The sequence below is a fragment of the Advenella alkanexedens genome, assembly GCF_019132845.1.
Taxonomy (GTDB): domain Bacteria; phylum Pseudomonadota; class Gammaproteobacteria; order Burkholderiales; family Burkholderiaceae_B; genus Advenella; species Advenella alkanexedens.
In genome coordinates, this window is sequence record NZ_JAHSPR010000003.1 from 326,525 (window position 1) to 351,824 (window position 25,300).

General features: G+C 50.3%; 27 protein-coding genes. 16 read left to right on the forward strand and 11 right to left on the reverse strand.

What is annotated here, in order from left to right; all coding sequences use genetic code 11:
* Positions 1-5: 5 nt before the first annotated feature.
* The 4 genes from KU392_RS05980 to KU392_RS05995 all read left to right on the forward strand — a co-directional run bounded on the left by KU392_RS05980 (position 6) and on the right by KU392_RS05995 (position 3,064).
* The gene (locus KU392_RS05980; RefSeq protein WP_169295653.1) at positions 6-794 is read left to right on the forward strand and encodes a 2-keto-4-pentenoate hydratase; all 789 of its coding nucleotides are present in this window, start codon (positions 6-8) and stop codon (positions 792-794) included.
* 25 nt (positions 795-819) lie between these two features.
* Positions 820-1,719 carry an acetaldehyde dehydrogenase (acetylating) gene (locus KU392_RS05985; protein WP_217734855.1) on the forward strand — a complete coding sequence of 300 codons (900 nt, stop codon included), beginning with the start codon at positions 820-822 and terminating at the stop codon, positions 1,717-1,719.
* Between the two features lie 17 nt (positions 1,720-1,736).
* Positions 1,737-2,759 carry a 4-hydroxy-2-oxovalerate aldolase gene (dmpG, locus tag KU392_RS05990; protein WP_217734856.1) on the forward strand — a complete coding sequence of 341 codons (1,023 nt, stop codon included), beginning with the start codon at positions 1,737-1,739 and terminating at the stop codon, positions 2,757-2,759.
* 176 nt (positions 2,760-2,935) lie between these two features.
* Positions 2,936-3,064 (forward strand): helix-turn-helix domain-containing protein, encoded by a 129-nt coding sequence (locus KU392_RS05995; RefSeq protein WP_329610620.1) that lies wholly within the window; start codon positions 2,936-2,938, stop codon positions 3,062-3,064.
* 35 nt (positions 3,065-3,099) lie between these two features.
* On the opposite strand, the gene KU392_RS06000 is transcribed toward KU392_RS05995, so the two are convergent.
* Genes KU392_RS06000 through KU392_RS06015 form a run of 4 tightly spaced genes read right to left on the reverse strand, consistent with a single transcriptional unit; the run spans position 3,100 to position 6,968 of the window.
* Positions 3,100-3,852, reverse strand: a complete 753-nt coding sequence (locus KU392_RS06000) for an SDR family NAD(P)-dependent oxidoreductase (RefSeq protein WP_169295650.1) — start codon at positions 3,850-3,852, stop codon at positions 3,100-3,102.
* A gap of 12 nt (positions 3,853-3,864) precedes the next feature.
* A complete protein-coding gene (gene kce / locus KU392_RS06005; protein WP_169295649.1) occupies positions 3,865-4,791 on the reverse strand; it encodes a 3,5-dioxohexanoate:acetyl-CoA acetone transferase in 927 nt (308 codons plus the stop codon).
* Positions 4,792-4,818: 27 nt separating this feature from the next.
* The gene (locus KU392_RS06010) at positions 4,819-5,748 is read right to left on the reverse strand and encodes a 3-hydroxyacyl-CoA dehydrogenase (protein ID WP_200233612.1); all 930 of its coding nucleotides are present in this window, start codon (positions 5,746-5,748) and stop codon (positions 4,819-4,821) included.
* Positions 5,749-5,759: 11 nt separating this feature from the next.
* Entirely contained in the window at positions 5,760-6,968 is a 1,209-nt protein-coding gene (locus tag KU392_RS06015) for an ABC transporter substrate-binding protein (protein ID WP_217734857.1), read from the reverse strand.
* 121 nt (positions 6,969-7,089) lie between these two features.
* Between KU392_RS06015 and KU392_RS06020 the strand changes: the two genes are divergently transcribed.
* A complete protein-coding gene (locus tag KU392_RS06020; protein ID WP_246587338.1) occupies positions 7,090-7,785 on the forward strand; it encodes a GntR family transcriptional regulator in 696 nt (231 codons plus the stop codon).
* On the opposite strand, the gene KU392_RS06025 is transcribed toward KU392_RS06020, so the two are convergent.
* Positions 7,782-8,552 (reverse strand): SDR family oxidoreductase, encoded by a 771-nt coding sequence (locus tag KU392_RS06025; protein WP_169295645.1) that lies wholly within the window; start codon positions 8,550-8,552, stop codon positions 7,782-7,784. The two genes, KU392_RS06020 and KU392_RS06025, sit on opposite strands and share 4 nt — an antisense overlap.
* Before the next feature lie 144 nt (positions 8,553-8,696).
* Here KU392_RS06025 and rocF point away from each other — a divergent pair, with 144 nt between their 5' ends.
* The 3 genes from rocF to KU392_RS06040 are packed head-to-tail and all read left to right on the forward strand — an operon-like array spanning position 8,697 to position 10,708.
* Positions 8,697-9,632 carry an arginase gene (gene rocF, locus KU392_RS06030; RefSeq protein WP_217734858.1) on the forward strand — a complete coding sequence of 312 codons (936 nt, stop codon included), beginning with the start codon at positions 8,697-8,699 and terminating at the stop codon, positions 9,630-9,632.
* Positions 9,633-9,644: 12 nt separating this feature from the next.
* Positions 9,645-10,085 (forward strand): multidrug/biocide efflux PACE transporter, encoded by a 441-nt coding sequence (locus KU392_RS06035; protein WP_343212410.1) that lies wholly within the window; start codon positions 9,645-9,647, stop codon positions 10,083-10,085.
* A 2-nt stretch (positions 10,086-10,087) separates the two neighbouring features.
* Entirely contained in the window at positions 10,088-10,708 is a 621-nt protein-coding gene (locus KU392_RS06040; RefSeq protein WP_217734859.1) for an NAD(P)H-hydrate epimerase, read from the forward strand.
* A 36-nt stretch (positions 10,709-10,744) separates the two neighbouring features.
* Here KU392_RS06040 and KU392_RS06045 read toward each other — a convergent pair whose 3' ends face one another.
* A complete protein-coding gene (locus KU392_RS06045) occupies positions 10,745-11,314 on the reverse strand; it encodes a DNA-3-methyladenine glycosylase I (RefSeq protein ID WP_217734860.1) in 570 nt (189 codons plus the stop codon).
* Between the two features lie 124 nt (positions 11,315-11,438).
* Between KU392_RS06045 and KU392_RS06050 the strand changes: the two genes are divergently transcribed.
* A complete protein-coding gene (locus tag KU392_RS06050; RefSeq protein ID WP_343212411.1) occupies positions 11,439-12,344 on the forward strand; it encodes a DMT family transporter in 906 nt (301 codons plus the stop codon).
* 23 nt (positions 12,345-12,367) lie between these two features.
* Here the strand turns inward: KU392_RS06050 and KU392_RS06055 are convergent, their stop codons facing one another.
* Entirely contained in the window at positions 12,368-13,018 is a 651-nt protein-coding gene (locus KU392_RS06055; protein WP_217734861.1) for a DsbA family protein, read from the reverse strand.
* 218 nt (positions 13,019-13,236) lie between these two features.
* Here KU392_RS06055 and KU392_RS06060 point away from each other — a divergent pair, with 218 nt between their 5' ends.
* The 3 genes from KU392_RS06060 to KU392_RS06070 are packed head-to-tail and all read left to right on the forward strand — an operon-like array spanning position 13,237 to position 15,561.
* Positions 13,237-14,613: a class II fumarate hydratase gene (locus KU392_RS06060; protein WP_217734862.1), complete on the forward strand. Its 1,377-nt coding sequence runs from the start codon at positions 13,237-13,239 to the stop codon at positions 14,611-14,613.
* A gap of 5 nt (positions 14,614-14,618) precedes the next feature.
* Positions 14,619-14,849 carry a DUF1289 domain-containing protein gene (locus KU392_RS06065; protein WP_217734863.1) on the forward strand — a complete coding sequence of 77 codons (231 nt, stop codon included), beginning with the start codon at positions 14,619-14,621 and terminating at the stop codon, positions 14,847-14,849.
* Positions 14,850-14,895: 46 nt separating this feature from the next.
* The gene (locus KU392_RS06070; protein ID WP_217734864.1) at positions 14,896-15,561 is read left to right on the forward strand and encodes a thermonuclease family protein; all 666 of its coding nucleotides are present in this window, start codon (positions 14,896-14,898) and stop codon (positions 15,559-15,561) included.
* Positions 15,562-15,579: 18 nt separating this feature from the next.
* On the opposite strand, the gene KU392_RS06075 is transcribed toward KU392_RS06070, so the two are convergent.
* Entirely contained in the window at positions 15,580-16,941 is a 1,362-nt protein-coding gene (locus tag KU392_RS06075; RefSeq protein ID WP_217734865.1) for a Fic family protein, read from the reverse strand.
* Between the two features lie 425 nt (positions 16,942-17,366).
* Here KU392_RS06075 and KU392_RS06080 point away from each other — a divergent pair, with 425 nt between their 5' ends.
* From KU392_RS06080 to KU392_RS06095, 4 genes are all read left to right on the forward strand, one after another.
* Positions 17,367-18,272, forward strand: coding sequence for a TauD/TfdA dioxygenase family protein (locus KU392_RS06080; protein WP_217734866.1), 906 nt, complete (start codon positions 17,367-17,369; stop codon positions 18,270-18,272).
* A 43-nt stretch (positions 18,273-18,315) separates the two neighbouring features.
* Positions 18,316-19,338 carry an ABC transporter substrate-binding protein gene (locus KU392_RS06085; protein WP_217734867.1) on the forward strand — a complete coding sequence of 341 codons (1,023 nt, stop codon included), beginning with the start codon at positions 18,316-18,318 and terminating at the stop codon, positions 19,336-19,338.
* Between the two features lie 122 nt (positions 19,339-19,460).
* Complete coding sequence (locus KU392_RS06090; RefSeq protein ID WP_246587356.1) at positions 19,461-20,222, forward strand: ABC transporter ATP-binding protein; 762 nt, start codon at positions 19,461-19,463, stop codon at positions 20,220-20,222.
* A gap of 4 nt (positions 20,223-20,226) precedes the next feature.
* Positions 20,227-21,141: an ABC transporter permease gene (locus KU392_RS06095; RefSeq protein ID WP_246587339.1), complete on the forward strand. Its 915-nt coding sequence runs from the start codon at positions 20,227-20,229 to the stop codon at positions 21,139-21,141.
* A 137-nt stretch (positions 21,142-21,278) separates the two neighbouring features.
* On the opposite strand, the gene KU392_RS06100 is transcribed toward KU392_RS06095, so the two are convergent.
* From KU392_RS06100 to KU392_RS06110, 3 genes are all read right to left on the reverse strand, one after another.
* Entirely contained in the window at positions 21,279-21,935 is a 657-nt protein-coding gene (locus KU392_RS06100) for a peroxiredoxin (protein ID WP_200233638.1), read from the reverse strand.
* A gap of 657 nt (positions 21,936-22,592) precedes the next feature.
* On the reverse strand, positions 22,593-23,942 hold the full coding sequence (locus tag KU392_RS06105; RefSeq protein ID WP_217734869.1) for an MmgE/PrpD family protein: 1,350 nt from the start codon (positions 23,940-23,942) through the stop codon (positions 22,593-22,595).
* Between the two features lie 74 nt (positions 23,943-24,016).
* Complete coding sequence (locus tag KU392_RS06110; protein ID WP_169295616.1) at positions 24,017-25,177, reverse strand: acyl-CoA dehydrogenase family protein; 1,161 nt, start codon at positions 25,175-25,177, stop codon at positions 24,017-24,019.
* Positions 25,178-25,300 lie beyond the last annotated feature (123 nt).

Here is a 25,300-nt window from a genome sequence, read left to right on the forward strand (position 1 = left end):
TAATTATGAGTGATCAATTGCTAAGTATAGAAAGTGCCGCCGCGCTTTTGCGGGTGGCACAGCAATCGGGCAAACCGCTAGCACCCATTAAAGACCGTCTTGTGCAGGCCGATATACAAACGGCTTATGCCATTCAAGAGCAAAATACGCAATATGCATTGAGCCAGGGCCGCCGTTTGGTGGGCCGGAAAATCGGACTGACTTCGCCCGTTGTACAGGCACAGTTGGGGGTGGATCAACCCGATTTTGGTATGCTGTTTGCAGATATGGCGGTTGGAGAAAATATCCCCGTACAGTTGTCCGGTCTTATCCAGCCCAAGGTTGAAGCCGAAATCGCACTGGTGATTGGTAAAGACCTGAACCATGAACGCCATACGTATGCGGATATTATCGGTGCAACCGAATATGCGCTGGCGGCCATTGAAATTGTGGATAGCCGTATTGCTGACTGGAAAATCAGTATTACGGATACTGTGGCGGATAATGCGTCCAGTGCCCTGTTTGTATTGGGTAGTCAGCCCGTTTTGCTTAAAGATTTTTCCCTGACTGAATGCGACATGTCCATGATGCACAATAACGCGCAGGTATCGGTCGGAAAAGGGGCTGCTTGCTTGGGAAATCCATTGAATGCGGCTGTCTGGCTGGCGGATGTCATGGTGCAATGCGGGCGTCCCTTGACGGCTGGCAGCATTATTCTGACGGGTGCACTGGGGCCAATGGTGGCCGTGTCATCGGCTGGCACTTACAGCGTTAGCATTGATGGGCTGGGTACGGTTACCACCGTGTTTGAATAATAAATTGCTTTTCTTGAATAATACGATGAATAAAATTAAATGTGCAATTATCGGCCCGGGTAATATTGGAACCGATTTACTTTATAAATTGCAACGCAGTGAGTTTCTGGAGCCGGTCTGGATGGTGGGTATTGATCCTGATTCTGCCGGTTTGTCCCGTGCCCGTGAGCTTGGCCTGAAAACCTCTTCCGAAGGGGTGGATGGTCTGTTGCCGCATGTCAAAGAAGACAATATCCAGATTGCCTTTGATGCCACTTCCGCTTATGTACATGCGGAAAACAGCCGCAAGCTTAACGAATTGGGTGTCCTGATGATTGACCTGACACCCGCGGCAATTGGGCCCTTTTGTGTGCCGCCGGTTAACTTGGATGATTGCCTGAAGCAGGGGGCCATGAATGTGAATATGGTCACTTGTGGTGGCCAGGCCACGATTCCCATGATTGCAGCGGTTTCCCGGGTGCAAGAACTTGAATACGGGGAAATCATTGCAACGGTATCCAGTCGTTCAGTGGGGCCCGGTACGCGTAAAAATATTGATGAATTCACCAGAACCACGGCAAGTGCGGTTGAAAAAGTGGGCAAGGCCAAAAAAGGCAAAGCCATTATCATTATCAACCCGGCCGAACCACCATTAATGATGCGTGATACGGTGCATTGTCTGGTGGTTGGAGAACCCGACCGTGAAGCCATTACGGCTTCCGTACAGGAAATGATCCGGGAAGTACAAAAATATGTACCGGGTTATAAGCTGGTTAACGGGCCGGTTTTTGATGGCAATCGGGTATCCATGTTTATGGAAGTGGAAGGCCTGGGTGATTTCCTGCCAAAGTATGCCGGAAACCTGGACATCATGACCGCTGCCGCAACCCGGACTGCTGAAATGTTTGCAGAAAATGTACTGGCAAATACGGCTGTAGCGCAATAATAAAGGATTAAATAAAAATGGTCGACATGAAAAAAATCAAGATTCACGACATGACGCTGCGTGACGGGATGCACCCCAAGCGGCATCAGATGTCTTTAGAACAGATGAAATCCATTGCCTGTGCGCTTGATGAAGCGGGTGTTCCCCTTATTGAAGTCACTCACGGTGATGGTTTGGGGGGCAGCTCTGTCAATTATGGTTTTCCGGCACATAGCGATGAAGAATATCTGTCAACCGTTATCCCCTTAATGAAACAGGCAAAAATTTCAGCCTTGCTGTTACCCGGCATTGGTACGGTTGATGATTTGAAAATGGCATGTGAAAAAGGGGTCTCAACCATTCGCGTGGCCACGCATTGTACCGAGGCGGATGTCTCTGAACAACATATTGGCTTTGCCCGAAAAATGGGCTTGGATACGGTAGGGTTTCTCATGATGGCCCATATGGCCACGCCTGAAAAACTGCTGGAACAAGCCAGGCTCATGGAATCTTATGGAGCCAACTGTATTTATGCAACGGACTCGGCTGGCTATATGTTGCCGGAAGATGTTACTGCTCGGGTTACCGCGTTAAGGGATGGTTTAAGGCCGGAAACAGAATTGGGCTTTCATGGCCACCATAATATGGCCATGGGGGTCGCCAACTCGGTGGCAGCCATCAAGGCCGGTGCCACACGGATTGATGCCGCTTCGGCCGGTTTGGGTGCCGGGGCTGGCAATACACCACTTGAGGTTTTGGTTGCGGTATTGAACCGGATGGAAATTCCTACGGGTATTGACCTGTTTAAGGCACAGGATGTGGCCGAGGATTTGGTCACGCCTATTATGGATCAACCCATTCGTGTGGACCGGGATGCGCTTACGCTGGGTTATGCGGGTGTTTATTCCTCTTTTCTGCTGTTTGCCAAACGGGCAGAGCAGAAATACGGTGTTTCTGCCCGGGATATTCTGGTTGAACTTGGCCGCAGGGGCACGGTTGGCGGTCAGGAAGACATGATTGAGGATTTGGCCCTGACCATGGCAAATAACAGGGTGAAATAAAAAAAACGGTATCGGGTTCTTTTTGAGCTCAAGCGTCACACCATTGTCTCTTTGGTAAAATGGAATGACACCCCAAGCCCGGAACGATATCCGGGTTTGGGGTGTTTTTTATGGTGGCTTTTGCCAAACGTAAAGGATAGCGAGGGCGGTGTAGCCGTCCTTGTCTTTAGGTTTCAGTGTGGGGTTTGCTGCTGCTCGACTACAAGTACGAATTGATGCCCGACGACCAGCAGGAGCGGCAAATACGCTGCTTCGCTGGCTCGTGCTGGTTCGTCTACAACAAGGCGCTGGTGTTGCTCCTTTAGGGAGGGGATTATGTCAATCTGTGATGGTGCAACGCTTAAAGCGCCGATGACAGCCCTCCATCAATGGCCAGCGTTTGTCCGGTAATAAAATCGGCTTCACGCGAGGCAAAGAAACAAACGGCAGCGGCTACATTTTCGGGGTTTCCCCATTTTTGTTGGGGAACCCGTTGGTGTAGCCATGACGTGAATTCAGTATCCTGTTTCAGTTTTTCCGTAAATTCGGTGGCAATATAACCGGGGGCGATGGCATTAATGGTAACACCGGCGTTACCCAGTTCAACCGACCATTGCTTGACCATGGCATGCAAGCCTGCCTTGGCAATGGAGTAGGCGGTGACATCCTTGCGTCCTGAGAGGGCGGTGATTGAACCGGTGAAAATAATGCGGCCATGGCCGTTTTCAACCATATGGCGGGCAAGGTGGCGCCCCATGGCCCATTGTGAGGTTAAATTGACCTGAATGATTTCTTCAAATTTCTCCAGGGGATAGTCCAGCAGATTTTGACGGTGCTGGCTGGCGGCATTGCCCAGGAAAATATCAATTTTATGGGTCTCCAGAATTTTTTCCAGATGAGCGACTGCTTCGTGTGGGTTGCTGATATCAAAGGGAGCGGCAATGGTTTCTATCCCCGCTTGTTCCAGTACCTGTTTGGCCTGTTGCAGGTTTTCTGGATTACGGGCATTGATAATGACCTTTGCGCCTTGTAACCCCAGTGCTTTTGCTGCTGCAAAACCAATGCCACGGGATGCTCCGGTAATGAAGGCCGTTTGGCCGGTAAGTTTAAACATAATCATCATGCCTTAGAAGTTAACATTATCGGCACCCTTTAATTGCAATATCTGGCGTGCTTCAGCTGGGGTGGCAATTTCAAGGTTCAGGGCTTCCAGAATAGTTCTGATCTGTTTGACTTGGTCAGCATTGGATTGGGCCAGCTTTTTAGGGGCAATCCATAGGGAATCTTCCAGCCCGACACGTACATTGGAACCCATGGCGGCACCAATGGTGGCTAATGGTATCTGGTTGCGACCAGCGCCTAGAATAGACCATTGGTAATTATTACCAAACAGTCGGTCAGCCGTACGGCGCATATGCATCAGATCTTCGGGATTGGGCCCGATACCACCCAGTAAACCAAAAACTGATTGAATAAACGGCGGTGTTTTGACCAGTCCGCGATCCATAAAATGAGCCAGGTTATACAGATGGCTGATGTCATAGCATTCAAACTCAAAACGGGTGCCGTTTTCATTGCCGATACGTAAAATGGTTTCAATATCATTAAATGTATTCTTGAAGACCAGATCACGGCTGTTTTCCAGATGCTGACGTTCCCATTCGTGTTTGAATTCGGTAAAACGGTTCAGCATGGTGTACAGGCCGAAATTCATGGAGCCCATATTGAGTGAGGCCAATTCCGGTTTGAAGGTGGTAGCGGGTAGCATGCGTTCTTCAACCGTCATGTGTGGGCTGCCACCTGTTGTAATATTAATGATTGCATTGGTTTTTTCTTTGATCTGCGATAGAAATGGACGGAAATAATCCGGGTCCTGAGTGGGCTTGCCGTTTTCGGGATCACGTGCATGTAGGTGAAGAATGGCGGCACCGGCATCGGCAGCAGCAATGGCAGCGTTGGCAATTTCATCTGCGGTAACCGGTAGATGTTCAGACATGCTGGGGGTGTGAATGGCACCTGTAACTGCGCAGGTAATAATGACTTTTGACGACATTTTGAGAAATCCTGATTTGAATATAAATTAAAGAGACTGTTTTTGTTTGTGCTTTAATAAGGCCATTAATTGCTTATCACGCCATAAACGGCGTTGTAGCAATTGCTCGTTTGGCAGTTGTTCCCTGCGGCTGTTTTCCAGTTTTGTGATCAGGGATTCCGACCAGCTTTCGGTAGAGGTCTGTTCTTTTGATATAGACTGGAAAAGAGGGCCGTAGCGTTCCGAATACTCTTTTATGCCATTTGGAGCGTTAAGGTCGATGGTCTCAAAGGGGCCCATGAAAGCCCAGCGCAAGCCCAGTCCGTCTTTGATCGTTACATCAAGGTCTTCAACAGAGACATAACCCAGTTCAACCAGCCGATAAGCTTCACGCAGCAGGGCACCTTGCAGACGATTCAGAATAAAACCTTCCAGTTCTTTATGGATGACAACGGGTTTTTGCTTAACCTGATTCATGATCTGTCGGGTTTTGGCGATGGTCTGTTCAGAAGTCCATGGCGCACCGCAAATTTCCACGGCAGGAATCAGGTAGGGCGGATTGACTGGGTGAGCAACTAGACAACGATGGCGTCCGTTCAGGTCTTGGGTAAATTCAGACGCCGGAATACTGGATGTGGAGCTGGCCAGGATCGTTCCGGGTGGTGCCAGGGCATCCATTTCTTTATAAATGGCCCGCTTCACATCACGGTTTTCGGGAAGATTTTCCTGAACGTACTCGGCGTCTTCCAGTGCCTCATCCAGATGCTGTACCACACGAATGTTTTGCAAAATAGCAGCCGGTTCGGATACCAGCCCATTTTGTTGCAGATCTTCTAGTTGCAGGGCAATGAGTTCAAGCGCTTTCTGAGCTGCCTGATAATTACCATCCCACAGGATGGTTTGGCATCCTGCCCGCGCAAAAACAATGGCCCATGCCTGGCCAATCAGGCCGGTTCCGATAATGGCTGTTTTGATCATTGTTGTTTCGCCTATGCAGATTTTAGTTTGCAGGTAGACATGCTTTCAGGGCCAAAGGCTTCTTCACCGGGAATGGTGCTGATGATATTGAAATAATCCCACGGTTCTTTGGAGTCGGCAGGTGTCTTGACTTCGTGAAGAAACATGTCGTGTACCATCAGGCCATTTTCCCTGACTTTACCGTTTTTAATATACATGTCGGAAATCGGTGTGGATTTGAACCAGCCCATGATGGTGGCGCCATCATCAGTACCCGTCTGGTTGACGGCTTTCAGGTAGTTGGAAACGGCAGAGTAGTTGCCTGCCTGGTTGAAGGTAGGCATGGTTTTTTGTTTTTCATAGAATTTCTTGGACCATGTACGTGAAGCGTCGTCCTGATTCCAGTACCAGGGAGAGGTGCGGTACATACCTTGGGTGGCATCCAGCCCCAGAGCATGAACATCACTGATATATACCTGTAAACCGGCGATACGCATGGAAGAGGTGACGCCAAAATCATGTGCCGCCTTGATGGAACCGATAAAATCATTGCCCGCATTGGCCAAGCCCAGAATTTTGGCCCCTGATGTTTGTGCCTGCAGCATATAGGAAGAAAAATCGGCAGTATTTAAAGGGACCAGCACGTTACCCATTGACTTTCCACCGGAGGTGTTGACAACATCCGAGGCTGTTTTTTGCAGTGCATGTCCGAAGGCATAGTCTGACGTAATAAAGAACCAATCTTTGCCCCCTTGTTTCAGTACGGCGGAAGAAACGCCATAGGCAGTGGCTTGCGTGTTATAGGCATAATGAATGGTGTATGGTGTGCAATGTTCGCTGGTAATGGAGGTTGCGCCAGCACCTACTGAAATGACCGGCACTTTTTTCTCTGCAGCGACACCCATCATGGCAATCGTGGTGGCGGAGTTGGTACCGCCAATAATGACATCCACTTTGTTCTGGTCAATCCATTCCCGGGCTTTGGACGCAGCGATATCGGCCCTGTTCTGGTGGTCAGCGGTTAGTAATTCAATGGGTTTTCCATTAATATTACCACCCGCCTCTTCAATGGCCATTTTGATGGCTAGCACTCCACCGGGTCCGTCCGTATCGGCATAAACGCCTGACATATCGGTAATAAAACCAATGCGGATGGCATCATTGGAAATGCCATTGGCTTGTGCAACCGTCGTGCAAAGGATACTTGATGCCAGTACGAACGGTAGTGTTACTATTTTCATGCCTGCTCCTCGGTTATGATGAACCATTGAAATGAATTTCGAACATTTTTAAAACATAACGACACTATACAACTGTGATCACAGTTTTTATTTTAGTATTTACCCTGATATGGCTTCTGATATGACAACATCGCGCAAAACTTTGAGTACAGATATTCTCAATCGGATTAAGGAAATGCTCTGGACGGGTCTATTAATGCCCGGTGAGCATTTATCTTTGAGAACGACGGCAGAAAGTCTGGGCGTCAGTGTTATGCCTGTCAGGCAGGCGATTGCCCAATTGGTGGCCGATTATGCGCTGGAAGTGGCACCCAACAAATCGGTCAGGGTTCCTTTGCTGAGTCAGGAGGTTTTTGCCGAAATTACTAAAATCCGTTTACAGTTGGAAGGGATGGCGGTAGAGGCGGCGGCACAACATGCGGATGAAAACCTGATTCGGAAAATTACGCGAATTAATGACCAGCTGGCCAAGGAGATGGCGTCATCGGGCCAGAATAAATCGGCCTTGGTCCTGTTGAATCAGAAATTTCATTTCGTGATTTATGAAGCCGCGCAGATGCCGGTACTGCTGAAATTGATAGAAAGCCTGTGGTTACGGATAGGGCCAGTGCTAAATTACGACTTGCGCCAGGGTTCACAAAGGACCACTGATAAAATAGCCGTGATCCATCACGAGAATCTGATCAAGGCCTTGAGGGCACACGATGGCAAAGCTGCCATAGCAGCCTTGCATGGAGATATTTTGAGTAGCTTTGAGTATATTTCCAAAGAAAAACCATCACTTTTTCAACCAGAACAAATCAATATCAACGTCTAGAAGAGTTTTTCGGTATGACCATCCACAGCCAGGGCTTGTCCTGAAATATGCATACTCAGGTCACTGGCCAGAAACAGGGCCTGATGGGCGATATCCTGTGCGGTCACCATACAGTGCATGGAAGATTGTCCTTTATACAGGTTCTCAATTTCTTCATGGGGCTTGTTCAGCATGCGGGCTTTCTCACTGATGACATGTTGAATTCGTGGGCCATCAACGGCACCCGGACAAATGGCATTGACCCGAATATTTTCCGGGCCCAGCTCAATGGCGAGGGATCGTGTCAAGCCGATAACGGCCCATTTAGAGGCGGAATAGGGAGAGCGGCCGGCAAAGCCGAGCCTGCCAGCGGCAGAAGAGAGATTGATAATAGCGGCATTTTTTTCCTTGCGTAGCAGGGGAAGGGCATACTTGATGCAGAGGAACTGCCCGGTAAGATTGATATTAAGGGTGTTATCCCATTCTTCACGGGTGATCTGCTCAACGGGTTTGGTAGGCCCGGCAATACCTGCGTTATTGACCAGGATGTCCAGGCCGCCGAGTGTTTTTTCGGCAGCCGCCATCATGTTTCTGATGTCTTCTTCTTTGGAAATATCAGACTGGCTGCTGTAAATGTCGGGATGGTTTTGTTGTAAACGGCTTAAGGCTTCTGGATCGATATCCGTCACATAAACATTGGCGCCTCTTTGCTTGAAAGTCGTTGCAATCGCAAGACCAATGCCATTGGCGCCTGCCGTGACCAGTACTTTTTTTCCGTTCAGCTTCATTCATGTCTCCGAATTATATTTATTTTGATAACACATCTGTGATCACAGATATGTTATCAAAATAAATGCGGGTGTGCCAATTGATTTTTGCCAGCCCCTGCGCGATGTGAGAAAATAGGCCAACGGATTCTTAAGGAAGATGAAGTGGTGGATATTCAAAATAAACGGCTTAGCCTGATTGGCGTACCGACCGATGTGGGTGCCGGCCATCGTGGTTCCAGCATGGGCCCGGAAGCCTTGCGGGTGGCGGGCATTACCCAGTCCCTTGAGAAACTGGGACTTGAGGTGCGCGATTGTGGCAATATTCACGGTCCGGCCAATCCCTGGCAGTCACCCGTCAATGGTTACCGCCATCTTGAGCAGGTTGTAGCCTGGAACCGGCTGGCCCATGATGCCATTTACGCCCAACTGCAGGAAGGCCGTTTGCCGGTCATGCTGGGGGGCGATCATTGCCTGGGTGTGGGCTCCATCAGTGCCGTGGCCCGCTATTGCCGGGAACAGCAAAAGCGGCTGCGGGTATTGTGGCTGGATGCCCATACCGATTTCAACACTGCCGAGCTGTCGCCCACGGGCAATATCCACGGTATGCCGGTGGCTTGCCTGTTCGGTTATGGCCCCGAGGCGCTCGTCAATATGTCGGGCACCAGGCCTGCGCTTAATGCGGACATGATCCGCCAGATTGGCATCCGCAGTGTTGATGCCGGTGAAAAGCATTTCATCCATGAAGCGGGCATAGATGTTTTCGATATGCGTCATATCGATGAAACCGGCATGCGTCAGACTATGCAAGAGGCCTTGTATGGCCTGGACCAGGATACGCATTTACATGTCAGTTTTGATGTGGACTTTCTTGACCCGGATATCGCACCGGGTGTGGGAACAACGGTAAGGGGTGGACCCAATTACCGTGAGGCCCAGTTATGCATGGAAATGATTGCCGATACAGGAATGATGGCCTCTTTGGATATTGTTGAACTGAATCCGGCCCTGGATGTGCGCAATTTAACGGCGGAAATTGCGTTGGATATGGTGGAAAGCCTGTTTGGGCAAAGTACACTGGTACGTCGTAACGTTAAATAAGAGATTTTTGCTGTGCAATTGGAAAAAGACAAATCGGTGCTTGAACGGTTTTTGCATGCTTTCTGTTTTGAGGTGCTGGCCATTGGCATTAGCGCACCTTTGGCAGCCTGGATTTCGGGTGAATCCATGGTGGATATGGGGGTGGTTACCGTTGTGATTGCGGTAATGGCCCTGTTGTGGAATATGGTTTACAACATCTTCTTTGATCGCCTTTTGAAGAAATTTGGCTGGGTAAAGAACACCTTCATGCGCTGCATGCATGCGGCCGGATTCGAGTTTGGCCTGCTGGTGATGGCCATACCCTTTATTGCCTGGTGGCTGGATATGGGTCTTGTTGAAGCGCTTATTCTGGATGTTGGGCTGGTGATGTTTTACCTGCCTTATACCTATGTGTATAACCTGATTTATGACCGCTTGCGTGCCCGTTACTGGGGGCGTTTGGCGGCGGCCTGAAAATGAAAATCTATACCTCTGCACAAATGCGTGAACGGGAACAGGCAGCCGTGGATGCCGGTACCAGTTTTGAGCAATTAATGGAAAATGCCGGAACCGCGGCGGCCAGTGATATTTTGCAGCGCTTTCCGCTACCTGGGCGTTGTCTTGTGGTGTGTGGCAAGGGTAATAACGGGGGCGATGGCCTGGTCATTGCCCGTTGCCTGCACGAGCAGGGCTGGCAGGTGGATATCGTGTTCCTGCTTGGGGAGCAATTATCTGAATTGGCTGAGCTGAATCGCCAGCGCTTGCCGCAATCCGAGCGTTTGCAAATCATGGCCCTGCAGCAGGTTTCGCAGCAAAAATCTTATGATTTATTGCTTGATGGCGTTTTCGGAACCGGCTTTTCAGGGGCTTTGCCCGATAAAGTGGGGCAATGCATGAAGGCACTGAACCAAATGTCAGGTACCCGGATTGCCCTGGACATGCCCACGGGCCTGAATTGTGATACCGGGCAGGCTGCTGAAAACACCTTTATGGCCGATATTACCTATACCTTTGCCGCTTACAAGCCCGCGCACTTACAGGCGCAGGCCAAGACCTATTGTGGCCAAATTGTTTGCCTGGATATCGGGATTGATTAAAACGCGGTTTGTTGCCAGGTGTGATGGCCCCTACTTTTATTCGGGAAGTAGATGACCCGTGTTGTCCAGCCAGGCCGGTTTGCTGGCCAGTACCCGTTGGTAAACGGGGCAGTCGGCATCATGGGCACCGGGCAGATAACCGGTACTCATCAGGAATTCATTGACGATTTGCCCACCGGTAAACTTGAAGGTTTTTTTAAAAAGGCGTGTCCACGCTTCTTTTGATAAAGGGTGATGGTGGTTCAGCCAGGCCTGGAATGAGCCGAATTCTTTTTGCAGTGCCAGTATTGTGCGGGCGTTTTCAATCGCTGCGTTTACTTTCAGGCGGTTGCGAATAATGCCCGCGTCATTGAGCAGGCGTTGCCGGTCTGCGTCCTGGTAGGCAGCGATTTTTTCTATGCTGAAACCGTCATAGGCCTGCCGGAAATTATCCTGCTTCATCAAAATCGTGTTCCAGCTAAGCCCGGCCTGGTTGATTTCAAGAATCAGCCGACCAAACAGTTCATTGTCATCATCCAGCGGGAAACCGTATTGGGTGTCATGGTAAGCGCGGTGAACCGAGGGTTGGTGGGCGGGTAAACGGGTAACATATTCGCAATAGCTCATGGGGCTCCCGAAGGTGGGTTGGGTATGTCAATCACGAGGGCTGTGGTTGGGCAGGATTCTGCTATGATGGGCGCTTATTTTCTTCCTGTCCCTCGCGCGGATTTTTTATTGTAAGTCATCCATCATGAATATGAATACCCAGCCTGCTTCAAACTCTTTCGGAAAGCCGGAACTTGCCCTGATGTTGGTGACCGTGTTCTGGGGGGCGACTTTTCTGATTGTTCAGCTGGCGGTTACGGTGAGTGAGCCGTTCTTTTTTGTCGGGCTGCGGTTTGGTTGTGCCGCCCTGGCCATGAGCATGCTGAGCTTTAAGCTGCTTAAAGGGCTCACCCGCCAGGAATTATGGGCAGGGTTTTTAATCGGGATTGGCATTTTTCTGGGTTACAGTCTGCAAACCGTGGGCCTGCAAACCATTCCCAGCAGCAAATCGGCCTTTATCACGGCCCTGTATGTGCCGTTAGTGCCACTGCTGCAATGGATTTTCCTGAAAAGAAAGCCTTCTGTCATGAATTGGCTGGGTATTTTTCTGGCTTTTGCCGGTTTGGCTTTGTTGGCCGGGCCCGAGGGCCTTAGTGGTGGTATTGGCAAGGGGGAATTGTTAACGGCCCTGGGAGCGCTGGCCATTGCGGTAGAAATTATCCTGATCAGCCGTTTTGCCGGCACCATCAACCTGTTCAGGGTCACGATTGTGCAGCTGGCAGTCACCTCGCTGATTTCCTTTATTGTGTCGGCTGGCGTGGGGGAAACGGTGCCTGCATTTTCGTGGCTGCTGTTGGTGTGTACCCTGGTGCTGGGTCTTGGAAGCGCATTTATCCAGGTCACCATGAACTGGGCGCAAAAATATGTTTCAGCCACACGGGCCACCCTGATCTACGCAGGAGAACCCGTTTGGGCGGGGGTGATAGGCCGTATTTATGGTGAACGTTTGCCCGCCCTGGCATTTTTGGGAGCCGGGTTGATTTTATTGGGCGTGTTGGTGAGTGAACTGAAATTGAAGTGGCTGGGCAGGCACAAGATGCCTGCCGAATAAGCAACGCCCGAGCATCAGCCTGTTCAGGCCCCTGGCATGACAAGTTTGTCTGTCAGCAAATCCCTGAACGCCTCGGGTTGGCCATAGTATTGGGTGTGTTCCAGTTTTTCCAGGCGATCACCTTTTTGCAGCACAAAGGCGGGGAACCCGTTCACCCCTGCGTAATGCATCAGTCTTAAGGTGTCATCAATATGGTGTTGTATGGGGCCTGAAAGTATTTCTTCGTAAGCCATGGCAAACTCATGGCGATCCAGTCCGATTGTTTCGGCAATATCGGTTAACACGTCCACCTGTACAATCGGTTTGCCACTGCGGTAATGCGCATGTTGAATAGCCTTGAGCATAAACGGGGCATATTTTCTTTGCAGTTTTTCTGCGGCAAGAATAGCGGCAATCGGGGGCAGGGAATCAAAAATGGTGTGCGGGTTGTCCAACAGTCCGTTCAGATAGGCCGGGCCAAAAACCTGGCCGGTCATTTGGGCAATTCGGGCATCGGACTGCCTGATCATGTCACGTTTGTCCGCAGGAATGTGCATGCGCTGGAACAGGCCGCCCGCATGCAATTCCAGCTCATATAAACGACTGCCCGAGGCCATGGCGGCTTCCAGCAGGCTTTCCGCGGCATAACACCAGCCACATAAAGGGTCGTAAATATAATGTAGTTTGGTTTGCATGCGTGTCTCCTGGCAATATACTTGTGTGATAGCCAATTGTAGTGTATCTGCCGGGTGGGTATCGCTGTTGCAACCGAAACCCCGGGCGGAAAAGGTCATAGTGTATCAGGGGATGTTTAGGGAAACCGGCCTGCGAGACGTATAATGAACGAGTATCAGTCCGTGACAGGCATGGATTGGCAGCATGATCGGGTCTATGAAATGTTAAGGAACCAGAGATGACAATACGCATTGAACGGGACAGCATGGGTGAGCTTGAAGTACCTGAAAAGGCGCTTTACGGGGCACAAACGCAGCGGGCCATTAATAATTTTCCGGTAAGCGGACAACACATGCCCAAGGCATTCATTGCCGCGCTGTTAACGGCCAAAGCGGCGGCGGCCAGGGCTAATGTCAAGCTGGGGCACCTGCCCGAAGCCATGGGCCAGGCCATTGAAACCGCAGTCAATGAATTGTTGGCCGGCAACGATTTCATGGTACATTTCCCCGTTGACGTATACCAGACCGGTTCGGGCACCAGCACCAACATGAATGCCAATGAAGTGCTGGCGACCCTGGCAACGCAGGTTTATGGCAGTGCGGTCAGTCCCAATGATCATATCAATTTCGGGCAAAGCAGCAACGACATTATTCCCAGCGCGATCCATATCAGTGCCGCGATTGAGCTGGATAAAAAATTGCTGCCGGCGCTTGTCCACCTGGCTGCCGTGATTCGTGACAAGGCGGCAACGGTAGACCGGTATGTTAAAACCGGCCGCACGCATTTAATGGATGCCATGCCGGTACGCCTTAGCCAGAGCCTGACCGGCTGGGCCGTGCAAATCGAACAGAATATTAGCCAGCTGAAAGCCAGCCAGCCCCTGTTGCACAGCCTGGCACAGGGCGGGACAGCAGTGGGGACGGGCATTAATGCCGATCCGGCGTTTGCTGCCGAATTTACCCGTCAGTTAAGTGAAATGACCGGGCTTGCCTTTACGCCGGCGGAAAGCTTTTTTGCCCACATCGGTTCACAGGATATTGCGGTGTCCCTGTCGGGGCAGTTGAAAACAACGGCCGTTTCCATCATGAAGATTGCCAATGACTTGCGCTGGATGAATTCCGGGCCCTTGGCCGGTTTGGCCGAGATCGAGCTGGAGGCCTTGCAGCCTGGCTCTTCCATTATGCCGGGCAAGGTCAATCCGGTTATCCCCGAGGCGGCGGCCATGGTGGCGGCACAGGTGATAGGCAATGATGCAGCCATTACCGTTGGCGGCCAGGCGGGCAATTTTGAATTGAACGTGATGTTGCCCATGATTGCGCATAATTTGCTCAATAGCATTGAGCTTCTGGCCAATATTGCCGTTTTGCTGGCTGACAAGAGTATTAAAACCTTCAGGGTGAATGACGCCCGTTTGCAAGAGGCTCTGGCCCGCAACCCGATTCTGGTGACAGCGCTGAATCCGATCATTGGTTATCTGAAAGCGGCGGAAATTGCCAAGCAGGCCTATAAAGAAGGGCGTCCGATTGTAGACGTGGCGGCCGAGCAGACGGATATCCCGCGGGATGAGCTGCTACGCCTGCTTGACCCGATGACATTGACACAGGGTGGTTTGTAATTCATATGGAACAACTGGAGTTCTTTGAAATTCCCAGCCCTTGCATTGGGGTGTGTGAAGCCAATGCAAGGGGTTACTGTAAAGGCTGCTTTCGCAGCCGTGAAGAGCGTTTTAACTGGCAGACGTATTCCGACCCGCAAAAACGCGAGGTGATCCGTTTGTGTCAGATGCGCAGGCAGCGTGCCGTGCTGGCGATGCTGGAAGCCAGAAAGAAAACGGAGCCCGGCGGGAATTAATTGTGGTATAAGTGGTGGCCCTTTAGCTGGAAAATAGTAGCAACAGATGAAAAAAAGTTTGATTGTATTCGCGCTTGTATTGAATACATTGGCAGGGCAGGCACAGGCCTCACAACTGAAAGGCAAGGTGGTTAGTATTGCCGATGGCGATACCCTTACCATTCTGCAAAATGATAAAACCCAAAAACGCATCCGCCTGGGTGAGATTGATGCGCCAGAAAGTAAACAGGCTTTCGGGCAGCGTTCAAAGGAGTCTTTAATCCAGATATGCGGTGGCAGGAATGCCGTGGTACAGGTGCAGGATATTGACCGTTATGGCCGTGTGGTGGGGCGGGTCAGCTGTAATGGCGTGGATGCCAATACAGAGCAGCTGCACCGTGGCATGGCCTGGGTGTACGACAGTTATGCCAAGGATAAAAGCCTGTATGACGTGCAAAGCCAGGCCAAAAAAGCACGCAAGGGTTTGTGGGCCGATGCCAATCCGGTTGCGCCATGGCTTTGGCGCAAGGGGCAGACAACCGCGCGGGCTGCCAGCCAGACAGGCCCTAAAGTGGGAAACGGTGACGTGCGGGGTAACAAAAACTCCAAGGTTTACCATTTATCCAACTGCCCGGGCTATACCGCGATGAGCCCTAAAAATGTGCAGCCTTTTAAAACCGAAAAAGAAGCCCGGGCAGCCGGTTTTCGCAAGGCGGGTAATTGCCCTAAATAACTATGCCTTCTGTGCTTGTTAATGCCCGTGGACCGTCTTCCAGGCTGTGTATTCGGAAGGTCGTAAACCGTAGCGCGCCAGCACGCCCTCATGCATCCTGCGGAGCTCTTCGACCGCCAGTGCCTGGACACTTGCCTGTTCATCTTCAGGCACATGTTTTGCCACGGCTTGGTGAATGCAGGAGAGTGGTTCAAGTTCTGGATGTGTGATGACTTCGCGGATGGTCTGCTTGATTAAATCACGCCAGGCCAAACGAAGAGGGTCGGGTTCCGCCAGGTCTTGTTTGATCGCCAGATATTCCTGTGTAGAGCGTTCGTAGGCCCAAACGTAAAGGTCACGCAGCAGTTCCACGCGGGTCATTTCGTATACGCCGAGGGTGGCCCGGCTGTACGCTTGCTCAGGCACATCCAGAAAAGTCAGCGGACAAAGGTTTGCGTGAAACAGCGGCAAATTCGCGGCTAACCGTGAGGTGCGTTTGTTGATGTCGGCAAAGGGTTGCAGGTAGGGTAAATGCACCATCATGAAAAAGGATTGCTCAAACGGGTCTTTAATCTGATTGGCTTTGCCCAGAAGCTCTTCCAGCATATCTTCGATCTGTTGTGGTATCGATAGCGGACGATAAACGCTTTTGCCGATATCGACAGCATGTTGGCGAATTCGTCCTTCATCAGCAGGATTGGGCAGCAAGTTTTCTGCCAAAGCACTGTGCAAATTCATTAACGTGTAGTGGTTGAGCCTTGCGCTGTCGATGTTGTCCACGAGAAGTTCAATCGCCGTCTTATGATTCAGGATCATTTGCGTCTCAATGGCAGCCTTGCCCCGTGCGGCCTTGCCATGTTCAATGAGTTCGCGTGTGTCAAGTCGGGAGTAAGTATTGCCTTCCAGATGGCTTGAGGCCCATGACAAGTCGATCAGTAATCTATTGAGAATGGCGCGGCTGTAGGTGCCCGCTGGTTTGTCAGCGTCAGTGGTTCTGCCCATTTTTTGTAATTGGCGACGTAGCGGCTCAGACAAATACCAGGTTTCATTCGGGCGGTAAGCGTCCAGAAAATCCCGCTGATATCCTACCGGTTTGCGTGCTTCCTCAGGCTGATCAATATAGGCAAGGATGTCCTGGCTGTCGGCAGACAGGGGAATAAAAGGCGGGAAGCGATCTGTTTTAGTGATTAGTACACTGTTGTCAGCCTGGGTATCAGCATAGAAATAGCGACGGGCCCGACTTTTACCTGTTGCAGTGATTTGGCCGCTATCGATCAGCTTTGCGATCAAACGCTGTGCTGTTCGCCTGGCAATATCAGGGTGTATGGTCAGCAGTTCGGCCAGCGACAATCCGTTCGGGGATACCCGGATGCTGTTCAGTAAATCTGTTGTGGATGACATAGTGTTGTGGCGCCATTCTGGATTTATATGGCGCAATTATGGCGCAATTTATTAAATTGCGCCAGATTTAAACAGGAAAATGGCGCAGTTTGTGATGATCTGCGCCATTTTAGGGTGGAAGATGAGGTTTCTAATGCTGCAGTGATCAAGTAATTTAAGACACTGCAAGAGGTTTTTTACGGTAGCACGTAAAACTGGGAAAGAAGCCAGGACAGCCGGTTTTCGCAAGGCGGGTAATTGCCCTGAATAATTTAAATTTAATCTATTAAAAAATATCAATTAAAGGTGATAATAAAACAGTGATCCAATGACCGCAAAATATAAGCTAATACAAAAATATCTAAATGATTTTCTTGTATTTTGCCTGCGATTAAACCTTATTTATAGTGTATGTAAATACATTTTATAAATAAGGTTTTTTTATTATGGCGGCTTCACTGAAAACAATCAATGACCTGGTTAATGATGAAATTGGCCAGTCTTTTACAGTTAATGCATTACCTGCACTGGGTGCTGAAATCACGCATATTGATCTTTCCAGGGTATTGAACCATAAAGATTTTTTACGGGTTAAACAGGCTTTTCTTGATCATCATTTACTGGTTTTTCGAGAGCAGGATATTACGCCACAACAGCATATAAATTTCAGCCGTTTGTTTGGCCCTCTGCAAATTCATGTTCTGAACCAGTTCCAGTTGCAGGGTTATCCTGAAATTTTAATTATTTCAAATATAAAAGAAAATAATAATCCAATCGGTTTGGGTGATGCGGGCGCTTTCTGGCATTCTGATTTGTCATACAAGGAAATTCCCAGCCTGGGTTCCTTGCTGTATGCGCGTCAATTACCCGAAGAAGGTGGAGACACCCATTTTGCCGATATGCATCTGGCCTGGCAAACCTTGCCGGCACACCTGAAAAATGCGGTTGAAGGCAGGCAGGCGGAACATACTTATATCAAGAAATATGCCGAATTGCAGGCCCGTTCATCATGGCGTCCCAAGCTGACAGCAGCGCAACTGGAAGAGGTGAAACCGGTGGTGCACCCGGTTGTTACCCGTCATCCGGATACCGGTCTTAATACCCTTTTTGTGAATGAAAACTTTACATCACGCATTATTGGTTTGCCGCAAGATGAAAGTGATGACCTGCTGGTGCAATTGTTTGCCCACAGCATCAAACCGCAAAATGTGTATGTGCATAAATGGCAGGACAATGATCTTGTTTTTTGGGATAACCGTTCCGTGATTCACTTGGCTGCCGGTACGCCCGATCATTTGCCGCGCAAAATGTACCGTACTACGGTCGAGGGCACCAGTCCACTGGCTGCATGATTCTTAATAAGAAAATAATATTTTAATATTAAAGGTTTATGGCATGAATATGTTTTTTGCAAAATCAAAAAAACGCTTATTGGCTTCACTGGTGGCATTATTAAGTATCGCGCCTTTGAGCGTGGCCTATGCCGAAGGCCAGATCCGTATTGCCGAGCAGCATGGTATTGTTTATTTGCTGTTGCATGTGGCCCAGGACCAGAAGCTGATTGAAAAGCATGGCAGGGAACAGGGGCTGGATATCAAGCCAGAGTGGATTAAACTGTCGGGCGGTGCGGCCATTAATGATGCCTTGCTGTCAAATTCCATTGATATTGCCGGTGCCGGTGTGGCACCCCTGTTAACCATCTGGGACAAAACCAAAGGCCGTCATAATGTGCGGGGGGTGGCTTCATTGGGCAATTTTCCCTATAAGCTGATCAGCACCAACCCCAATGTAAAAAGCATAGAAGATTTTACGGAAAAAGACCGGATTGCCCTGCCCAATGCGGGTGTTTCCGTGCAGTCACGTATTCTGCAGCTGGCAGCGGCCAGACAATGGGGGGATGAAAACTATAAAAAGCTGGATAAACTGTCGGTTACCATACCGCATCCCGAGGCAACCGCCGCCATTTTAAAAGAAGGTACGGAAATCAATGCGCATTTCGCAACACCGCCATTCCATGATCAGGAACTGGCCGGTAACCCTAATGCCCATGTGGTGCTGGAGGCCTATGACGTACTGGGCGGACCTTCTACCGCAACTGTTCTATATGCAACAGAAAAATACCGTACGGAAAACCCCAAGACCTATAAGGCATTTATTGGCGCACTGGCTGAGGCGGCCCAATATATCAAAAACAATCCGGAAGGGGCTGCTGATGCTTACCAGCGCATCAATAACAGCAGCCTAGATCGCAATCTGTTGCTGGAAATTATTAAAAACCCCGATATTGAGGCCAAGCTGACACCCCAAAATACCTTTACGCTGGCTGATTTCATGCATCGTATTGGCGCTATCAAGAACAAACCGCAATCGGCACAGGATTATTTCTTTGACGATGCACACAATGCATCAGGGAGTTAACGGGTATGAGCCACAGTCTTACCTTGCCATTTCAGGCGCAGCGGGATTTTGTTGAAAAAGGGTCGCTGGCTGCAACCGTAACGGTTCCTGGTACAGCCATAGAAACAACGCCACACTTTGCGATGGAACCCCTGCTGGCTGTCAAGAATGTTCATCTGGAATATGCAACCGACAAAAGCATTGTGCGCGCCACCCATGATGTGAGCTTCAATGTTTACCCGTCTGACCGCTTCATTTTGCTGGGGCCATCGGGTTGCGGCAAATCCAGTTTGCTGAAATCGGTGGCGGGGTTTTTGCCGCCCCATTCGGGCACGATTGAACTGGACGGCAAGGTGGTTAGCAAGGCCGGGCCAGACCGGGTGGTGGTGTTTCAGGAGTTTGACCAGCTGGCACCGTGGAAAACGGTTAAGCAAAACGTGATGTTTGCTTTGCTGGCCTCCCGTACCCTGGGGAAAAAAGAAGCGGCAGAACGGGCCGAACATTATTTGCATAAGGTGGGGTTAAACCGTTTTTTTGATGCGTACCCGCATACCCTGTCGGGTGGCATGAAGCAGCGTGTCGCCATTGCCCGTGCGATGGCCATGGAACCCAAAGTTCTGTTAATGGATGAGCCCTTTGCCGCGCTGGATGCCTTAACCCGCCGCAAAATGCAGGAAGAGTTGCTGGCCTTGTGGGAAGACACCAAATTTACCCTGATGTTTGTGACGCATTCGATTGAGGAAGCCCTGGTATTGGGTAACCGTATCCTTTTGCTGTCACCGCACCCAGGCAGGGTCAAGGCGGAAATCAACAGTCACCAGTTTTCCCTGGACAGTGCGGGTAGTCCTGAGTTTCAGGCGACTGCCCAGCGTATCCATCATTTATTATTCAACGAGCAGGCCTAGTTTTATGAGTACTTTATTCCAAGCAACCAGTGGCGTTATGCCGGGTGAACCTCCTGTTCGTCCCGAATATGAAATTGATCTTAAACCCTTTAATCATGAAACAAACAGCCAAATTGTGCTTGAGAAAAAGCGGTCTTTGGCACAAAGGTTGTGGCACATTGATGGCATCCGTAAAACCTGTATTCTTCTGGTGCTGGCACTGGTTTGGGAAGTGGCTGCCCGTGTTACCGATAATGATTTGCTGTTACCGACGTTTTTACAAACGTTTGATGCTTTTGTAGCAGGAATTGCCAACGGGGAATTGCTTGACCGAGTCAGTGTCTCGCTAGGGGTGCTATTGCAGGGTTATGCCCTTGGGATTGTGCTGGCCTTTGTGCTAACCACTGTAGCCGTTTCAACCCAGCTGGGGCGCGATATCCTGTCCACCTTTACCGCCATGTTCAACCCCTTGCCGGCGATTGCCCTGTTACCTTTGGCCTTGATGTGGTTTGGCCTGGGTAATGGCAGCCTGATTTTTGTGTTGGTGCATTCCGTGTTGTGGCCATTGGCCCTGAATACGTTTTCGGGTTTTCAGGGGGTGCCGGCTACCTTGCGCATGGCCGGACGTAATTATGGCTTGAGTGGCATTGGCTACGTCGTGCATATTTTGATTCCCGCTGCCTTGCCTTCCATTTTGTCTGGCCTGAAGGTGGGTTGGGCCTTTGCCTGGCGTACCCTGATTGCGGCCGAACTGGTGTTTGGTGCGTCATCGGGAGAGGGTGGTTTGGGCTGGTATATTTTCCAGAATCGTAATGAACTGAATACCGATAAGGTCTTTGCCGGTCTGGCGATGGTGATTATTCTGGGCCTCCTGGTGGAAGGGCTGATTTTCAAAACGCTGGAAAGGGTTACCATTCGGCGCTGGGGGATTCAGCATTAAGCAAGTCGTGGGGCCTTGAAATAATATTTCAACGGAAATTTATATATAAAAAAACCGAACCTGTTTTGCAGGCTCGGTTTTTTAATGTTCCATCAACAGGCCTGATCAAGCCTGTTTAAAGCAATAACAGCAAACAATTATTTGGCAGGTGCCTTGGCAAAACGCAAATAAGGCAGTTTAATGTCGAGTTCGCCAAATTTTTCTTTGGCCTGTTCATCGTTAAGGCTTAAGGCCACAATGACGTCTTCGCCAGGTTGCCAGTCGGCGGGTGTGGCCACAGGCACACCATCGGTTGCCTGGATGGCATCCAGGGCACGTAAAATCTCGGCAAAGTTACGGCCGACAGACATGGGGTAAGCCAGGGTCAGGCGGATTTTTTTGTCTGGACCAATAATAAAGACAGTACGTACGGTGGCGCTGTCGGCGGGGGTGCGGCCATCGGGCAGGTAGGCGTCGGCAGGCAGCATGTTGTACAGCTTGGCTACTTGCAGGGACGTGTCGTCAATGATGGGGAAGTCGGCCGGTGAGCCGCAAACCGCTTCAATATCACGCTTCCATTTGTGGTGCTCATCAACGCTGTCTACCGAAACACCCATGACCTTGGTGTTTCGTTTGGCAAAATCCCCAGCCAGGCGGGCGACTGCGCCGAATTCGGTGGTGCAAACAGGGGTAAAGTCTTTGGGGTGTGAAAACAGAATGGCGTAGCTGTCGCCCATCCAGTCGTGAAAGGTTAATTCACCGGCGGTAGAGTCGGTCGTGAAGTTTGGTGCAATATCATTAATACGAAGTGACATGTTGAATCCTTGGTAAGTTAACAGGAGGATCGGTGTTGATCCTGGTAGGGCCTGTCAGTGACTGAACCTGGTACAGGCTGGGTTTGCATATAACGATGACTATATGCTTACTGTATGCATTCCCACGCGAGAGCGTGGGAACGAGCAATCCGGGTAGGGCCTGCCAGCGACTGAACCTGAGGCAGGCTGGTTTTGCATATAACGATGACTACGTTTTGTTATATAAATAAATATTATATAAAATATTATATTAATAGAAAAAATTATGCAACAGTTTATAGTTTGAAAATATCTATGGCGTTGAATAAAATTATACGTTCCACGCAGGAGCGTGGGAACGAGTACACAGCACAACATTACAGCATATTCATGCAATTTTTATATAAATAAATATTATATAAATATATTATTGATCGGGGAGATTATTTCAAGCAAAAAAATCCCTGCTGTTACGCAGGGACAAAGTCTACTCCACTAGAGATCGTACAAATTCAGATTTTTGGCAAGCCTTAAACCAGCACTACCTGTTCCCAACGCTCCTGCGTGGGAATGCATATGGTACCCACCCTTAAACCGGCGCTTTTACTCGTTACTCGTTTACTCGTTCCCACGCTCTTGCGTGGGAATGCATACTTTTTATTGTTATAGCACCCAACCTTAAACCAGTGCTTCTATCACTTCCTTGTTCTGCAAGTCCCACACATAATCAATCAGATGCTTGATGGTGTCGGTAGAGGCCGCGTTTTCATATTGGCCCAGGCGCATGACCTTGTCTTCAATTTCAGGGCGGCTCAGCGTGTTGCTCGGATCGCCCTTGGGTTCGTCCACACGGCCCTTGAACACGCGGCCATCATTGGTGGTAACCGTAACCTTGCCAATCCAGCGGTTGGGGTAAGCGGTATCCACTTCTTCATCCAGTTCCATCGTGACTTTTTCACGGAAAGCACCCACCTGTTCGTCGTGCAGGGCTGCGTCAAATTCAGCCAGGCCCGCAAAATTCTGGATGGCAATCAGGGCCAGTACGGTACCCATGGAGAATTTGGACTGGTGAACGGTTTCAGGCTTGACCACCGCGCCCAGCACGTCAATCGCACCCTGGTGCACGTGGGTGACCACGCTGGCAATATCACTGGCAGACAGATTGTTGTCTTTCATGACCACTTGCAGGGCATCAGCGGCTGGATGCGTATGGCGGCAGGAAGCGTGGTATTTGAACGAGGTTTCGGGCAAGGCCCAGCGGGTACCCAGGCCGTCAACCAGCTTGCGTGGGTCGGCATCGGTAGACATGCCGGCACCCATACCCTGAGCGCCTTCCAGAATCTGTTTGGCACCGGTGAAACCGTCTTTGGCCAGGTAGGCGGCAATCAGGCCATTGGCGGCCGCTTTGGCGGTGTGCAACTGTTTGGAGTCGGCAGCAGTGCGCAGGAATTCCCACAAACCGGCCGCCTGGGTGCCGGCCGAACCAATGGCATCCAGCATTTGTTCAGGATTCAGTTTCAGCAAACGGCCCACGGTCACGGCAGCGGCAATGGTACCAGCCGTGCCGGTGGTATGGAAAATCCTGTAGTGTGAACGGCCCAGGAATTCACCAACGCGAATACCCACTTCATAACCGGCCACGCAGGCGGTTAGCAGTTCTTTGCCGGAGGCGCCAATTTCCTGGGCCACCGCCAGTGCGGGTGGGAATACCACTGCGGCGGGATGGAATACCGAACCGTTATGCACGTCGTCCTGCTCTACCATATGGGCAGCGGCAGCGTTGACCAGAGAGGCAAACAGGGCAGTGGTGTTGCGGACATTGCCCAGCACCTGGCTTTTACCGGTGGTGGGGCCTTGCAGCTTGGCAAAAGCGTCAATGGTTTTTACCGGGCGGGCGGTAGAGCCGGCCAGGATTGAACCAAGGGTGTCCAGCAGCAGGTCTTCGCAACGGGCGATGACATGGGCGGGTATATCACTGAATTGCAAGTTGGCGGCAAACGTAGCCAGCTGTTCACTTTGAGTAGTCATGATCGCAATAAAATTCAATAATGGAGTGAAGAAACGGGCGCCCCGAAAGCCGCCCGGTTTTTATAGTGGCCAGATTAGAATGAGCGTGGTAGGCCCAGTACGTGTTCGGCCACAAACGAGTAGATCAGGTTGGTAGAGATAGGCGCTACCTGATACAAACGTGTCTCACGGAATTTACGTTCTACGTCGTACTCATTGGCAAAGCCGAAACCACCGTGGAATTGCAGGCAGGCGTTGGCGGCTTCCCATGAGGCTTCAGAGGCCAGCAATTTGGCCATGTTGGCCTGGGTACCACAAGCCTGGTGAGCGTCAAAGCGGCGGGCAGCTTCGTAACGCATCAGGCTGGCAGCCTCAATATTGATGAAGGCCTTGGCAATCGGGAACTGCACGCCCTGGTTCTGGCCAATCGGGCGACCGAACACGACGCGTTCTTTCACGTAAGCGCTGACCTTGTCGATGAACCAGTAACCGTCACCAATACATTCGGCGGCAATCAGGGTGCGTTCTGCGTTCAGGCCATCCAGGATGTATTTGAAGCCTTTGCCTTCTTCACCAATCAGGTTTTCTTCAGGAATTTCCAGATTGTCAAAGAACAATTCGTTGGTTTCATGGTTGACCATGTTGGGAATCGGGCGGACGGTCATGCCGTTTTTCATGGCTTCGGCAATGTCAACGATGAAGATTGACATGCCTTCGGATTTTTTGGTGACCTGTTCGATCGGCGTGGTGCGCGCCAGCAGAATCATCAGGTCGGAATGCTGGATACGGGAGATCCAGACTTTCTGGCCATTAACCACATAGCGGCCGTCTTTTTTGACAGCGGTTGTCTTGATTTTGGTGGTGTCGGTGCCGGTGGTGGGCTCGGTAACCGCCATGGATTGCAGGCGCAATTCACCGGTGGCGATTTTGGGCAGGTATTTTTGTTTCTGGGCCAGGGAACCATGGCGCAGTACCGTGCCCATGTTATACATTTGTCCGTGGCAGGCACCTGAATTGCCCCCGTTGCGGTTGATTTCCTCCATAATAACGGAGGCCTCGGTAAGACTCAGGCCTGAACCACCGTATTCCTGTGGAATCAATGCGGCCAGCCAGCCTGCCTCGGTCAGGGCATTGACGAATTCCTCAGGATAGGCGCGTTCTTCATCGACTTTCCTGAAGTATTCAGCAGGGAATTGTGAGCATAGGTCACGGATGGCATCGCGAATATCCTGATAAGCATCGGCTTGGTGTTGCATAGTAGATCTTTCCTAGATAACGGGTAATAACGGTAAATGGATATATTCAATGATGTAAATGTGCCTGAGTTCCGAGGCTTTGACTATTGATGTTTTATTAAGTATGGCTTTGCAAATTATTAA

Bases quoted from the DNA above. Each gene is read 5' to 3' on its own strand.
- KU392_RS06100 (WP_200233638.1), bottom strand. From the start codon at position 21,935: ATGTCACTTCGTATTAATGATATTGCACCAAACTTCACGACCGACTCT.
- KU392_RS06020 (WP_246587338.1), top strand. From the start codon at position 7,090: ATGACAACATCGCGCAAAACTTTGAGTACAGATATTCTCAATCGGATT.
- KU392_RS06050 (WP_343212411.1), top strand. From the start codon at position 11,439: ATGAATATGAATACCCAGCCTGCTTCAAACTCTTTCGGAAAGCCGGAA.
- KU392_RS06015 (WP_217734857.1), bottom strand. From the start codon at position 6,968: ATGAAAATAGTAACACTACCGTTCGTACTGGCATCAAGTATCCTTTGC.
- KU392_RS06010 (WP_200233612.1), bottom strand. From the start codon at position 5,748: ATGATCAAAACAGCCATTATCGGAACCGGCCTGATTGGCCAGGCATGG.
- KU392_RS06045 (WP_217734860.1), bottom strand. From the start codon at position 11,314: ATGAGCTATTGCGAATATGTTACCCGTTTACCCGCCCACCAACCCTCG.
- KU392_RS06025 (WP_169295645.1), bottom strand. From the start codon at position 8,552: ATGAAGCTGAACGGAAAAAAAGTACTGGTCACGGCAGGCGCCAATGGC.
- dmpG (WP_217734856.1), top strand. From the start codon at position 1,737: ATGGTCGACATGAAAAAAATCAAGATTCACGACATGACGCTGCGTGAC.
- KU392_RS06000 (WP_169295650.1), bottom strand. From the start codon at position 3,852: ATGTTTAAACTTACCGGCCAAACGGCCTTCATTACCGGAGCATCCCGT.
- KU392_RS06075 (WP_217734865.1), bottom strand. From the start codon at position 16,941: ATGTCATCCACAACAGATTTACTGAACAGCATCCGGGTATCCCCGAAC.
- KU392_RS06085 (WP_217734867.1), top strand. From the start codon at position 18,316: ATGAATATGTTTTTTGCAAAATCAAAAAAACGCTTATTGGCTTCACTG.
- KU392_RS06065 (WP_217734863.1), top strand. From the start codon at position 14,619: ATGGAACAACTGGAGTTCTTTGAAATTCCCAGCCCTTGCATTGGGGTG.
- KU392_RS06055 (WP_217734861.1), bottom strand. From the start codon at position 13,018: ATGCAAACCAAACTACATTATATTTACGACCCTTTATGTGGCTGGTGT.
- KU392_RS06040 (WP_217734859.1), top strand. From the start codon at position 10,088: ATGAAAATCTATACCTCTGCACAAATGCGTGAACGGGAACAGGCAGCC.
- KU392_RS06110 (WP_169295616.1), bottom strand. From the start codon at position 25,177: ATGCAACACCAAGCCGATGCTTATCAGGATATTCGCGATGCCATCCGT.
- KU392_RS06090 (WP_246587356.1), top strand. From the start codon at position 19,461: ATGGAACCCCTGCTGGCTGTCAAGAATGTTCATCTGGAATATGCAACC.
- KU392_RS06095 (WP_246587339.1), top strand. From the start codon at position 20,227: ATGAGTACTTTATTCCAAGCAACCAGTGGCGTTATGCCGGGTGAACCT.
- KU392_RS06070 (WP_217734864.1), top strand. From the start codon at position 14,896: ATGAAAAAAAGTTTGATTGTATTCGCGCTTGTATTGAATACATTGGCA.
- KU392_RS05985 (WP_217734855.1), top strand. From the start codon at position 820: ATGAATAAAATTAAATGTGCAATTATCGGCCCGGGTAATATTGGAACC.
- KU392_RS06080 (WP_217734866.1), top strand. From the start codon at position 17,367: ATGGCGGCTTCACTGAAAACAATCAATGACCTGGTTAATGATGAAATT.
- KU392_RS05980 (WP_169295653.1), top strand. From the start codon at position 6: ATGAGTGATCAATTGCTAAGTATAGAAAGTGCCGCCGCGCTTTTGCGG.
- KU392_RS06060 (WP_217734862.1), top strand. From the start codon at position 13,237: ATGACAATACGCATTGAACGGGACAGCATGGGTGAGCTTGAAGTACCT.
- kce (WP_169295649.1), bottom strand. From the start codon at position 4,791: ATGTCGTCAAAAGTCATTATTACCTGCGCAGTTACAGGTGCCATTCAC.
- KU392_RS06105 (WP_217734869.1), bottom strand. From the start codon at position 23,942: ATGACTACTCAAAGTGAACAGCTGGCTACGTTTGCCGCCAACTTGCAA.